This window comes from Clostridia bacterium (genome assembly GCA_035561135.1).
In the GTDB taxonomy this organism is placed as follows: Bacteria; Acidobacteriota; Terriglobia; order Terriglobales; family Acidobacteriaceae; genus DATMYA01.
In genome coordinates this window covers 23,673-37,830 of sequence record DATMYA010000045.1, presented here as the reverse complement: position 1 = coordinate 37,830, position 14,158 = coordinate 23,673, and the positions used below count along the sequence as shown (strand labels likewise).

Genomic DNA, 14,158 nt, shown 5'->3' with positions numbered 1-14,158 from the left:
CTCGAACTTGCATAACGAGTCGCACCCCAACCGCTCACGGGAGTCAGTCGCCTCTGCCTCCCGTCGACCAGCAGACTGCTCCTAACACTGACCTGGTGTTGCGATAAATAAAATGTAGCTCCACGCCGCAAAAACTGCTGACTCGTTCGTCTTTTAAACATAAGCAGATTTTTAAGCCTTTGTCACATCGCCAAAGCGACAGGAGAGCAGGGATGTCTCTACACGTGGCTTTGCTGAACCGAACCGTTGTTTAACCTGCTGTTGGGCCAGGAAATTGTAGATTTCGCCGCATGCGGCTTGTAGTCGTTGGAGGGATTGCTGATGAATGTCCATTTGAAGAATCTGGTATTGGCAACGGTGGTATTTGTGGCGCTCTGGATGGCAATTCCAGCCGCCGCACAGTCTGATACGGCGACGCTTAGCGGCACCGTCATGGACTCCACGGGCGCCGTGCTGCCAGACGTGCAGATCGTCGCAAGAAACATGGCAAACGGCTTGCGTCGGCAGGTCAAGACCAATCACGAAGGCATCTTCGTCGTTCCGATGCTGCCTCCCGGAACATACTCGATCATGGCGTCCCGTACCGGGTTCGCAAATATCGAAGTGCCAGACGTAGTGTTGAACGCAAACGATCGCCGTGTGCTGCAGTTGCGGCTCCAGGTGGGCGGTACCCATGAATCGGTAACGGTGGCGGCGAGCGGTGTTGAAGTTGAGACCTCGCCTGCGACGGGAACCACGATTGACCAGAAGCTGGTAGAGACGATGCCGCTGAATGGCCGCACCCTCCAGGCGTTGATCTCGCTTACGCCGGGCGTGGTGACATCCAACGCTGCCGGCAGCGGACAGTTCAGCGTCAACGGCATGCGCAGCAACTTCAACTATTTCACTGTTGATGGAGTCAGCGCGAACATTGGCGTTGCAGATGGCATGCTCCGCTCGGAGTCTTCCGGCGCGCTTCCCGGATGGAGCGCGATGGGCATGACCAACAATCTTGTCTCCGTCGATGCGCTGCAAGAACTCAGGGTGAGCTCCTCTACCTACTCCGCGGAATTTGGACGTCAGCCCGGAGGGCAAGTCCAGCTGACGACGAAGTCCGGCGGCAACAGTTTCCACGGAACTGCATTCGAGTACGTTCGCAACGATATGTTCGACGCCTTCGACTGGTTCCTGAAGCAAAACGCCGTGCTGAACAACGCGGTTAAGAAGCCGCCGCTTCGCCAAAACAACTTCGGCGCGACGCTGGGCGGTCCGATCATCAAGGACAAGCTTTTCTTTTTTGCCTCATACGAAGGGTTGCGCCTGCGCCAGCCCAACAGCAACACCTTTGCGCTTCCATCGAACGAACTCCGCGCCGACGCTCCAGCCGCGCTCAAGCCACTGCTGAATGCATTTCCCGTTGCCCTGAATCCCGAAGATCCGGCAAAGGGTGGCGTTCGCTCGGGCGTTAGTTCCAACAACTACATTGCCTACTCAAGCCCCTCGCAGCAGGACGCTTCCAGCATCCGCATCGATTGGGCGATGCATCCGAAGCTGACCGTTTTCGGACGTTATAACTACGCACCGTCTTCCAGCGGCATCCGGGCGTTGGCTACGCTGAACCCAGGCGCAACGCATACCACCACCGTGACGGGTGGCGCGACCTGGATGGCAAGCAACAGCCTCACAAATGAATTCCGATTCAATTGGAGCCGGAACACGCTGGTCAATTCGTACGAGATGGACAATTTTGGCGGAGCAGTAGTTCCGCTGGAGAGCGATTTGTTTCCAGCGGGGTTCAACCTCAGCAATGCAAAGATTCGCTACAGCTTTCTAGGGAAGAGCACTTTCAATCTCGGTGATAACCGGCAGAACCTGCAGCGGCAGTTCAACGTTGTGAATAACGTCAGTTGGCTGCGCGGGTCCCATCTCTTCAAGATGGGCGGCGATTATCGGCGACTCGCACCTGTTTATGGCCCCATTGAAAACGCAATCAACATTGAGTTCGCGACCGCAGCGCTCATGCTGCAGCCGGGGGGGCCGAGGGCCACAAAGTGGGAGATCACTACTCACGATCCAGTAACCCTGATCAACCAGAATCTGTCGTTGTATGCGCAGGACACGTGGAAAGCCACAAGCAACCTGACCCTGGACTACGGCGTTCGCTGGGATTTCGCGCCCGTGCCGGACATCGACCAGGACCCCGGCATAATGACTGTGCTGAATTATCCGGACCTGGACAACCTCCAGGTCGCACCAGTCGGCACGCCTTTGTATCCGACGCAATACACGGTGTTCTCGCCTCGCTTTGGAGCTGCCTACAACCTCATCACCCGCAACGGCTATAACGTTGTAGTGCGTGGCGGCTATGGTCTGTACTACGACATTGGCCAAGGCTCGGCTCTCTATAGCAGCACCAATATGTTCCCGCACTACCGCAAGTACGGCGTTACTTACGACGCCAAAAATCCGGTGGCGACCTCGATTCCGTTTCCGATTGCATCGGGAGTGATCACTCAACTGCCGGAGAAGAGCATTACGCCTCCATTCGCCACTAGTGCCGGAGCGGCCTTCTCAGTGGTTGAGCCAGGTTACACAAAGCCACGCACCCATCAGTGGAACGTCAGCGTGGAACAGTCGATGGGTTCGGCGCAGAAGCTGACGGTTAGTTACCTGGGCAATGCAGGCCGCCGCTTGCTGCGCAAGTTCGACCACGTGCTTACGAATCATCCAACTTTAGGCAGCGCGAGGCTGATGGTCACGACAAACGCGGAAGGTCACGGAGACTTTTCGGACTACCATGCCCTGCAAACGCAATACATGGTCCACGCCAAGGCGGTTACCGTGCTCACGAACTGGACGTGGTCCCACGCGATTGACACCAATGACAGCGACTACGCGGTTACTAAGCTTGCAGAAGAATGGGACCAGGCGAAAGACCGCGGTACGTCCTCATTCGATCGTCGGCATATGTTCAATGTGGCGATCACTTACGACGTTCCCAGGCTGAAGGCCGATGCTTTCGGATGGGCGGCTCCGGTGATACGCGGCATCACGAACGGCTGGAGTTTGCAGGGCATCGCCAAGGCACAAACTGCGGCGCCACTCGATGTTACGGTTACTCGCGACATAGGCTTTGGCAGTTACCCTTTCCGTGTGGATGGCCCGATTGCCGGCGTGCCGCTTTGGATCGAAGACACATCGAAGGGCGTGGGCGGCGGCCGTCGACTCAATCCCGATGCGTTCTCGATTCCGGTGGAGCCCCGTAACGGGAGCATGGCACGCAACTCGTTGCGCGGCAATGGCGCTTACCAGATCGACTTCGCTCTTGGCCGCACTGTGAACCTCGTTGGCGAGAAAGTGAAGATGGAGTTCCGCGCCGAAGCTTTCAACGTCCTGAACCACCCGTTGTTCCGGGATCCTGTGGAAAGCCTGGGCAGTATCTCCGGCGTGAATGGCGTATACATCCCGGGCTCTTTCAATGCCAATTCGACCTTCGGAAAGTCAGCCACGATGCTGAATCGCGCAATCGGCGTCGATGGTCTGAATTCGCTGTACGCCATGGGCGGGCCGCGCTCGTTCCAGTTCGGCATCAAGCTGCGCTACTAGCTATCAACCTCGTGTCTGCTGTTGCAGCCATCGGCTTTAGCAGCAGACACGAACTTTACGCAAACCCAGCGAGAAACGACGCGCAACTTCTCTAGCTCGGATTTGTGACCCCGAGAGCAGCGAGTGTCTCTGGGGTTTCTTCAACTTCGCTCCGGAGCAAGCTGTCTTTCGTGAGCGGCAATTTTGAACAGGTTCATGTTGTGCTGAGGAGGATTCATTTTGAGAGTAAAAGGAAGATGCTGGAGAGCGGCAGCGCGCTTTCTCTTGATGGCCCTGTTAACGGGCGTTTGCGTGGCACAGGGCCCTGCGATCACGCAGGACCCGTCTGAGCAGAAAGAAGACACGCCGCGATCTGGTCCTGGAGAAAAGGTTTCGGCGGGAGAGCCAAAGCCTTACGACAAGGTCATTACCAAGGAAGCGAAGACAAAGCGCGGGTTGTTCACCGTCCACCAGGTGAAACAGCGGTGGTACTACGAAATTCCCAAAAGCGAGTTGAACAAGGACTTCCTTTGGGTTGTGCAATTCACAAGTGTGCCGCAGCCTATGGACCGCGGCGAACGGCCTCGGCCTCGCGTGGTTCGTTGGGAACGGAACAATAACAAGATCTACTTGCGGGAACGGAAATTCGACATGGTCGCCGATCCCAGCTCGGCCATTGCTCCAGCCGTTGCAGCATCGAATTCCAATACCATCCATGCGGCTTTCAATGTGGAAGCTTGGGGAGCGGATGAGGCTGCTGTTATCGATGTGACCAGCATGTTCACCGCGGACATGAAGGAACTGGGCCCCACGGATCTTGGGAAGGTTGACGCTTCGCGGAGTTTCATCAGTCGAATCGCAACTTTTCCAGCAAACATCGAAGTCGAGACCGCCCTCACTGCAAGCGATGTCGTGAATACCATACCGGCTGCGCCTGGGTTGCCGCCGGGCAAGTCGACGATTAGCTCCACATACCTCATGCATACCAGCATGGTCAGGCTGCCCGAGAAGCCGATGATGCCCCGGGTGAGTGACGATCGCGTTGGATACTTCAATGTGAGAAAGATCGATTTTAGCCGCGACGAGCAGAAGGTCGTGAAACAGCAGTACATTGCCCGCTGGCGTCTTGAGAAGAAGGACCCGAATGCCACGGTATCAGAGCCGGTGAAGCCAATCGTCTATTACGTCGATCCAGCAACGCCGAAAAAGTGGGTGCCATACATCAAGGCTTCTATCGAAAGTTGGCAAGTTGCCTTCGAGGCGGCGGGATTCAAGAATGCAATTATTGCCAAGGATGCGCCTACTCCTGAACAGGATCCCGACTGGAGCGCGGAAGACGTCCGGAACACCATTATTCGATGGATTCCTTCCACCACGGAAAATGCGAGAGGACCGCACATCGCCGACCCGCGATCCGGCGAGATACTGAACGGCAATATCCTCGTCTATCACAACATCCTGAACCTGATGCGTCAGATGTATTTCTCACAGGTTGCTCCTCTGGATGCGCGCGCGCAGAAGATGCCGCTTCCGGATGATCTGATGGGAAAACTGCTCGGTTATGTTGTGACGCATGAGATTGGGCATACGCTCGGCCTGAGGCACAACATGAAGGCCAGCTCACAGTACCCTGCGGAAAAATTGCGTGATCGCGAATGGGTTCACAAGATGGGCCACACCCCGTCGTTGATGGACTACTCGCGGTTCAACTATGTTGCCCAACCGGAGGATGGCATTGATGTGAACGACCTGATCCCGGGCATTGGTCCCTATGACAAATGGGCGATCTCGTGGGGCTACAAACCGATCCCCGGCGCCAAGTCGATGGATGACGAAAAGCCGACCTTGAATGCGTGGGCACGGGAGCAGGAGAAGAATCCTTATCTTCGCCATGCCGACGACTCTGCCGTGACGAGAGGTTTCGATCCTGGCGAGCAGACAGAAGCTACGGGCGATTCCGATGCCGTGAAGTCGACCGCACTCGGCCTGAAAAACCTTGAACGCGTTTCCGAAATGTTGATTTCGGCTTCGAGCAACGATGTTGGAGAGCCCTACGAGGAACTCCAGGGTTTATATACCCGAGTCCTCCGGCAGTGGAGCACAGAGATGGGCCATGTGCTTCGGATCGTCGGCGGTGTTTCCTCGAACAATAAACATGTTGGCCAGGAAGGAACGATTTACGCGCCGATTCCTGCGCAGCGGCAGCGTGAGGCAGTGAAGTTCCTCAGTGAGAATGCGTTCATCGCACCTCGTCTGCTTCTAAACCCAGAAGTCCTCAACCGGATCAATCCCGTGGGAGGACCAGCAAAGATCAGCGAGATACAGGCCAACATGCTCGCGGCGTTGCTGGAGCCTGCACGCATTGAGAGACTCCAGAATCTGGAAAGCGTCAATGGAAACACCGGATATAGTGCGATTGACTTGATCTCGGATGTCCATACCGGTATCTGGAAAGAACTGCGCGGAACCGGCGCGGTTAAGGTGGATAACTTCCGCCGCCACCTCCAGCGATCCTACGTGGACTACCTCGCCAAGCAGATGCAATCCAGCAAGTCTGCCGGCGTTCGGCCTTACTTCCGAGGCGACCTGGTAGCACTTCGTGGAGAACTGAAGGCAGCGCTCCCGCGCACGACCGATCCTGCGACCCGCATGCATCTGAACGATATTCAGGATCAGATTGCGGAGGCACTGGATCCGAAGCGGCAGCCCGCGGCTGCTCCTGCACGTTCACCACGGGCTAATTTCACTGCTGATCAGCAAGAGGAGTTCGGCTATCCTTTGAGTTGCTGGCCTGATCTTGAATAGTCATTTCTAACCATTGATAACCGTTATTGATGGCCTCCCGGGTGCAGCGAAATCTGCACCCGATTTTTATGCCCATCAACAATTACCGAGCCGGCAGTTGCAAACTCTTCGTCGATTGTTCGAGCGACGACAGCCTGTTGAATACGGTGCGCCCGTCCGCGTAAGCCTGCACAATCGAGAGCAGCCGTTCTTCGTCTGTTCCGCTTGGTACGGTGCCCGAGATTACAATGTGGTTCTCTCCCACACTTAGCCTCACCTGCCGTAGCGCATGCGGCGCCGAGAACAATGCGCACTCGTGTTGTATCGTGTTTTGAACCTTGGCGAGCACGTCTGTCGCCGATCGGCCATCCGAGCGCAGGCTCCCCGTCCCCCCATTCACAAACGGTTCTGCTGATGTTGAGGTCAGCCCACATGACTGAGCTTGAGTTTCGGAATGACCATCGGCTTGATCACTCCTGACACCGGCAGATGGAAATAGGGGACTGGCCAGCAGAACGTAAAACACACAGACCAACGAGATCGCCAGCTTCTTCCTCATCGTATCCGCCCTCCCCCGTACAGCTATTCGGTGAGATGCAGGATTGCCGTGTCGTGGCAGCAGACAGTCTCCCCGTGATCGCAAGAGTTGGTCAGCCCAGCACGCCCGGTACGAGAATCGCCTACTCAGTATTGGAGGTAGACCGATTACTCCACTTAATTAACTTCAGGTCCAGAACAAAGATTGAATACAGCACGGGAACAAGAATCAGCGTCACGAAAGTAGCGATCGTAAGTCCGCCTATCTGGGCGTAACAGAGAGGCTCCCATAGCGGGCCGCCGTGGAGTGCGAGTGGCACGAGCCCCAACACGGTTGCGCCAACGGTAATCATCACAGGCCTTAAACGAACGATGCCAGCGTCGAGTAGTCCCTCACGCAACGGCTCCCCTCGTTCACGCGCCTCTTCGATAAAGTCGAATAGGACGATGATGTGGCTGACGATGACGCCCACCAAACTCGCTATCCCAAGAAAGGCCATGAATCCGAACGACGTCCGCATGACGGCCAAGGCTGCGATGGCGCCTACCATGCCATAAGGAATGGCAGCAAAAACCAGAACCGGCTTGATCGCACTCTTAAACTGGATCACAAGCGCGAAGTAGATTAGGAGCACCGAGATCGCCATCACTACCGCGAGTTCCTTGAATCCTTTCTGTTGCTCCTCGTACTCGCCTCCAATTTCCAGTTGATATCCGGGAGGCAGCTTCTGCCGAAATTCATTGAGTCGATTCATAGTCGCTGAGAGGACCTGGGATGGCAGTATCCCGGGCTCAGGAAACGCGGAAACGGTTACCGTTCGGAACTGATTTCGGCGAACAATCCTCGGCATTGCCATCTCGGTCGAAACGCGCGAGAGCTGACGCAGCGGCACGCGTTGGGTGCTGGTGAGCGAGTACACATAAAGGTTCTGAAGATCGTCAACCCCGGCACGCTCTTCCATCCTCAGCCGTGCAGCGATAGGAATTTGCTTGTCTCCCTCCCGCAAGGTTGAAACCTGCAATCCGCTCATGCCTGCGGCGGACGAGAGCGCGACATCCAGATTCGTGATGCCGGAGAGGTTCGCGCGATCGGGGTCCACTTTCAGTCGCACTAACAGTGCAGGCTCGCCCCAGTCATCGCGCACGCGTGTAGCCGTCGGGACAGATCTTAAGATTGCCTGCAAGTCGGTGGATAACTGCCGAAGCACCGTAGCATCTGTACCAGAAATGCGAATGGAAACAGGCACGCCCACTGGCTTTCCCGTCTCGAGTTGCCGCACGTCAATGCGAGCGCCTGGAATCTTCCGGCTGAGCGCGGTCTGGATCTGGGCTACAAGCTGTCCAGTGAAATGCTTGTCTGTAACTTCGACGATGATCTGCGCATAGTTGAGTTGTTGCTGTTCCGGTTGAACGGAGAACCAGAAGCGGGGACCTCCACCTCCAACAAAGGTTGTGAGGCTCTGTAATACATCATTCCGGCCATGCTCCTTGCCGAACTGCTCAGCTTCTTCAGCGATAACTTTTTCCGCCTGCTGCGCGACAGCATTGGTTGCGCCCGCGGGCGCGTCTGCCGGGAGCCACACGTCAACGTACGAAAGATACGAGAGGTCCGTGGGGAAGAACTGCGGCTTGAGCGTGGTTGTCAAGGCGCCGCCAATGACCAGCAGCAGCAGGGATCCGAGAAATACTGCCCAACGGTGCGCCAATGCGAAGTCGCCGATGCGGTAGTACGCTCCTGCAAAGCCATGTGTTCGCCTTTCGGCCAGAGGCAGTTCGGGATTTTTGGGCGGCTTGACGATGTAATACGCAATCAGTGGAACGAACGTGAACGACACAATCAGCGCTGCCACGAGAGTGCTTGTCATTACGACCGGCAAGCTGTGGAGGAATCTACCCACATCTCCACTGAGGGCTAGAAATGGTAAATACGCGACAATGTTCGTAATGGTTGCGAAGATGATTGCCCTGGCTAGTTTTGTGGGACCAATCCAGGCGGCGATATCGCGATGAGTGCCCGCAGCTAATTCTCGCTTGATTGCGTCACCGGCGACGACGGGCATGTCAACGAGTAGCCCCAGCGAAATAATCAGTGTCGCGATAGATACCTGCTGGATGTCAATTCCGATTGCATGTATGAAACCGAATGCCATGGCCAGCGTAAGCGGGATGGAAGCTGCCATCAGCATGGCCGCTCGCCAATCCCAGAAACCAACGAGCGCGACGATTACCACCAGGATGATGGCTTCGTACAAGCTATCCATGAGCAGGCTTACATTCTCTTGAACCTGCCTAGGCTGATCTGACGTATGAGCAATTTTAAGATCTGGCGGCAACTGCCGCTTGACGTTAACTAGCGCTTCGTTCACCGCTTCACCGAACGCGGCGATCTGCTCACCCGCGCGCATTTGGACAGCGAGAGTGACGGCGCGGTTGCGGTGCCATCTACCATCTGGGCCGCGCGTCGTCATGTAGTTGAGATACCGGGCCGGCGTCTGATACGCGCGTTCGATGTCGACCAGATCACGCAGGTAAATAGGCGTCCCAGAAGCGGAAGCAGCCACGACAACGTTGCCGATATCTTTTTCGGTCTTGAAGTCGGCAGTCGGATCGACCATCACGTTTCGGGATGGGGTCTCCAGGATACCGCCCGGTGCTGTAACGTTTCGAGCTCCGAGAATGGCACCGAGTTTCGACGGCTGCAAGTCATAACCGGCGAGACGTTCTTGCGAATACGCGAGATAAATCTGCTCCGGAAGCACACCGCTGCGGGTGACCTTTGCAACCATCGGGACGCGCTGAAGATGTCTCTGAATCACTTCCGTGAAGTCATCAAGCTGGCGGTAGCTGTAGCGGTCGCCAGCGACAGCGGCGATCCTGGTCTTTGTCTCCTGTGGATCGCGAATGATGATCGGGCCCCACGCGTCTGGGTGCATTTCGTAGGAACGGAGATGGTCCCTGATGAACCGTTCGCCGTACGCCCGCAGTTGATCGTCACTGGCGTTGCTGAGGACGTCCACTCCAGAGCAACTGCCGGCAGACACACTGCGTATATCCCGCGCAATGCCGTCCTGCTCGGCTTGTCGCGCGAATATGGCGAATGGGCGTTCAACCAGCGTTGGCGTGATGGTGGTGGGATAGCAGTACAGCAGGGAAGTGCGGTCTTTTGCTGCGCCGCGTCTTCTCTCGATCGCCTGGCGCACGCCACGAGCGCGCAGCTCGATTTCTATGTCAGGCACGTCTGGGCTGGCAACGGTCAGCATGAGCGCCGCTGTATCTCCGAAGTCGCTTACCCACTGAATGGGACCGGCGCCCTGCGGCAAGTCTCGAATTTGGTTTAGCCGCTGGCCGATGTCCTGGAACTGCTCGGCGGTGTTCTCAACGCTATCCTGCAGACGGACGAACACAACCGACACATTGTCCTGAGTTGTCGATTCGACGCGATCGACTTTGGAGTTGGCCGCAACTGTCTGTTCGATCTTGCGCGTAACCAACTGTTCGACTTTATCGGCGGTGATCCCGGGCCACGGACACAGGGCAACCGCGACACGCACGGGCGTTTCAGGATCTTTCCGCTTGGGCATTTCCAGGTAGCCGTAGATGCCCCATGCGATCGTCGCAAACAGCGCTACCCACGCGATCTGCCGGTTCTGGACGAAAAATCTGGCCGGATTGCGCCCCTGCTTCTGCTGGTCCATGGCTACCTCAGGACCTCCACTTGCTGGCCGTCTTTAAGGACGGTTGCTCCGGTCGTGACGATGGTGTCACCCTTCTCCAGGCCGCGACTCACCTCGATATCGCTTCCGAGTACCTCGCCCACATCGACCGTACGCAAGCGTGCTACGTTCGCTCCATTCTCTTTCGCAACAATGAATACGCCGTACGTGCCCTTGGATGACTGAACAATGGCCGAGATCGGAACAACGGTTGTCGCGGAACTCGGGGCGCTTGTCGCGAGTTGAAGCGAAGCGATCATGCCTGCCTTCAGAGCGTGCCGCAAGTTCGGGATCGCGACTTCTACGTCGAAGTTCCTTGTCTTGGGGTCCGCTGCCGACGCGATTCGGCTGATCTTTGCGTCGAAGGTGCGATTCGGTAACGCTTCGGCCGCGATCGTCACCGGCAATCCAACCTTCAGCGATTGCACTGTCAAGTCTGGAACGCCGACAACAACCTTCACCCTGTCGGTGTTCGCGACCACGAACGCCAGCGTTCCGGAACCCACCAGCGAACCGACCTCCACGTTTTTCTTAACGATGTCCCCGGAGATCGGAGAGTTCAGCGTGGCATCGCGCAACGCGATTTCAGCCTCTCCTTTTTGTGCGTGTGCTCCACGCGCCTGGGCCTGGGTGGCATCGTACTGAGCGCGGGCGGCATCGTACTCGGGCCTGGTGATGCTCTGGCTGGCGTACAGCCTCGTCGCGCGCTCGAAGTCAAGCTTTGCCTTCTGGGCCACAGCTCCAGCCGCCTCTGTCTGCGAAGTCGCTTGCTGGAGCTTCTTCCGGTATTCGGAAGGGCGGAGTCTGGCGAGTGTTATTCCCTTCGCAACTCGATCCCCTTCGGCGATCTCGCGGAAACTTCCATCCTGCCCTCGCACCGTACCGAGCGATGTGATGTATCCAGGAACGCGAAACGCCAGCGCCACTTGGGAATCCGGCAACACAAGCGCAGAAAATCTGGCGTCCGTGCCGCGGCCGGAAGTCGTTTGTACTTCTTGTACTTGCACGGCCTGCGGAGGTTGCGGCACCGGTTTGTTGGAATGGCATGCACAGAGAAATAACGCGGCCGTTAAACAGGCGGCAGTCGCTCTCATTTACTCTTCTCCCATGGCTTTACGCAGATCAGCCAGCGCGCTCCAGTATTCCGACAGCGCTTGCTGGTACTGGAACCCGGCGTCGGCGCTCTGGGCTTCAGCCTGTAGAACATCCTTTACGAGCGCTGCTTGTTCTTTGAATTTGTTGGTGACAACCCGTAACTGTTCGCCAGCGGCATCTTTCGCGGCACGGTTTGCCTTTACCTTCGCCACGGCCTCGCTCCATTTTCGAAATCGCATTCCGACCTCTACCGCGATTTGCGACTCAATTTCCCGGATACCGTTCGCCGCCTGCTCGACTGTTTTGCTCTTCTCGGCAATCGCGTTTCGCCGCCGACCCCAATCAAATGGTTCCCAGGAGAAATACAGGCCGGCAGCACCGGCATTGCCCGGCAACACCTCTATGCTTCGGATTCCAAGGTAGCGAACGGTCAGGCTGACGTTCGGGATGTAGTCAGCCTTTGCAATCCTCCGGTCGTATTCCGCTAATCGCTTTTTCAGGTTCGCCTGCCGCAGTTCCGGACGGTTGTCGGCAGCTTGCTGGCGGGCAGACTCCAGCGATAGTTCGCGGTCACTTTCCTCTGGAATGCCGGCGAAGCGAAACTCCGTGGCGAGGTCACGACCAAGCAATTGGTTCATGTGCTCGGACTGTGTTTTCATTCCGTTCTCGGCTACCACTAACTGGTATTCCTGTTTCGCAAGCCGAGCCTGCACCTGGAGCACGTCTGCCTTCAACACGGCCTGCTCGGCCTCGTACTGCGTCGTGACACGTTTTACTTCCTGCAATGTCTTCACAGAGTGGCGTGCAGCTTCCAGTCCCGCACTCGTCGCGACCAGGTCGTAATACGCGGCACGGACCTGATTGGCCACTCGCTGCCGCTGCGCGCGCAACTCCTCTCGCGCAACATCACGCGCAAGTTCCTGCGCGCGTATCCCAAGGCCAATCTTGTACTGCTGTGTCAATGGCTGGTTCATTGCTGCCATCGCGAGCGTATTCAGGCGCGCAGGCGTACGAATATTCGTGTTCGTGGCTGGCACCGGCCCAATCCCGGGGAATACCCCGAAAACGCCGCGCTGGAAGGTGAAGTCGATCGGATGCAGCAACTCGGATTGCAGAGCAGATATCTGGAACTCCGGCAGTCGCCGGCTCTTGATGCTGCTGATGCGGAAATCATATTTGTCTGCTTCGAGCATCGCGTTTTTGATCAGGCGATTGTTCGCAAGAGCCAGACTAACGGCCTCGTCAACTGTGATCACCGGAGTGGCCGTCGCGCCCGTTGCGCTCGAGGACTGCGGGTTCTGCGCTCGCACACCAGCCACGTTCAGGAGAACCAGGCAGATCAGGAATGTCGGGAGATGAGTTGGTTTCATTGTTCTATCTCGATGAGTGTTCAGCCAGGACCGGAGCGAGATAACGATGGATTACCTTCTTGACTTCTGCAACTGCCCTGGCTGTTTTCCGAGTGTTTCGATCCACCAGCATCGGGGTCATCCCGCGGAAGATCATGACGCATACTTCCGCATGGAGTCGTTGATCCGCCTTTGATCGATCGGGCACAAGTGCCGCGATGATCTGAGTAATCCACTGAATTGCAGAATCAAGGAGAATCTTCCGAACCGCGCTCACTTCTCGCGAAATCTCAATTGTTTCCAGCAGCATGCCGAAAGCTGGTGCGGCGCGCAGGAACTCAAGGTACGCGTCGACCACCCGGTCAATCTCTTTGTGTGGATGGCGAGGTTCAAGGGCCACCATGGTCTCGCTCTGAATGGCGCGCAGGCGTTTGGCATAGCGGTGTGCGATCTCCTCCGCCATCTCCTGCTTGTTGCTGAAGAACTGATAGAGCGTACCGGGCGAAGCCGAGGCGCGTTCGGCAATGAGATTCGTCGTGGCCCGCTCATATCCGACCTCGGCGAAGACGCGCTCCGCTGACCGGAGAAGCGATTCAACCCTTTTCCTGCCACGCTCGCGGCGGAATGGTTGTGTTGGAGCTGATTTACTTTTCATGCCGCGAAAACACTTTTACGAGTAGTTACTCGCATATCCCGGAGTATAGCAAAGCGGCACGGGTTGAGACCACTTCAGCGGCATCTCTCCCGCCCCGCCATAATAATTTTTGTGCACGGAACTGCCGGGGTATTCTCCCGCCATGCTCCCGCGACTGTGCCGGAAGTAGTCAATTTCGAGGAGAAGTACATTTGGGAGACAATGTCAGCCGGGTTGCAGCGCAGTAGCATTTTGGCTGAAAGTGAAGCGAGCCTTTTGCACGCTCTTTGAAGATGCGCTTCCAACAAAGGACTGTGGAGAATGTGGCTGGTGGCCCAGATTCCGAAAATAGGCTAACCTCGACCCCTATATCGCTTTGCGTTGAGATGCGGGGCTTGTCCTTCAAATTGCATCTGGGCCGTTGTTACTGTACGTCGGTGCCGTGCGGACTTGAAAGATGCTTCGCGACGGCGGAGGTTGGC

Annotated in this window: 6 protein-coding genes; 2 read left to right on the top strand and 4 right to left on the bottom strand. The window is 56.8% G+C overall.

Translation table 11 applies throughout. The annotated features are described in order from the left end of the window. The first annotated feature begins 321 nt into the window (after nt 1–321). Nucleotides 322–3,585: a TonB-dependent receptor gene (locus VN622_08625; GenBank protein HWR35915.1), complete on the top strand. Its 3,264-nt coding sequence runs from the start codon at nt 322–324 to the stop codon at nt 3,583–3,585. A gap of 267 nt (nt 3,586–3,852) precedes the next feature. Continuing rightward, the gene (locus VN622_08620) at nt 3,853–6,369 is read left to right on the top strand and encodes a zinc-dependent metalloprotease (GenBank protein HWR35914.1); all 2,517 of its coding nucleotides are present in this window, start codon (nt 3,853–3,855) and stop codon (nt 6,367–6,369) included. Nucleotides 6,370–7,028: 659 nt separating this feature from the next. Here VN622_08620 and VN622_08615 read toward each other — a convergent pair. The 4 genes from VN622_08615 to VN622_08600 are packed head-to-tail and all read right to left on the bottom strand — an operon-like array spanning nt 7,029 to nt 13,697. Then, nucleotides 7,029–10,580: an efflux RND transporter permease subunit gene (locus VN622_08615; protein ID HWR35913.1), complete on the bottom strand. Its 3,552-nt coding sequence runs from the start codon at nt 10,578–10,580 to the stop codon at nt 7,029–7,031. Nucleotides 10,581–10,582: 2 nt separating this feature from the next. Further along, nucleotides 10,583–11,692 carry an efflux RND transporter periplasmic adaptor subunit gene (locus tag VN622_08610; protein ID HWR35912.1) on the bottom strand — a complete coding sequence of 370 codons (1,110 nt, stop codon included), beginning with the start codon at nt 11,690–11,692 and terminating at the stop codon, nt 10,583–10,585. Next, a complete protein-coding gene (locus VN622_08605) occupies nt 11,693–13,063 on the bottom strand; it encodes a TolC family protein (protein ID HWR35911.1) in 1,371 nt (456 codons plus the stop codon). 4 nt (nt 13,064–13,067) lie between these two features. Beyond that, nucleotides 13,068–13,697, bottom strand: coding sequence for a TetR/AcrR family transcriptional regulator (locus tag VN622_08600; GenBank protein ID HWR35910.1), 630 nt, complete (start codon nt 13,695–13,697; stop codon nt 13,068–13,070). Nucleotides 13,698–14,158: the final 461 nt, after the last annotated feature.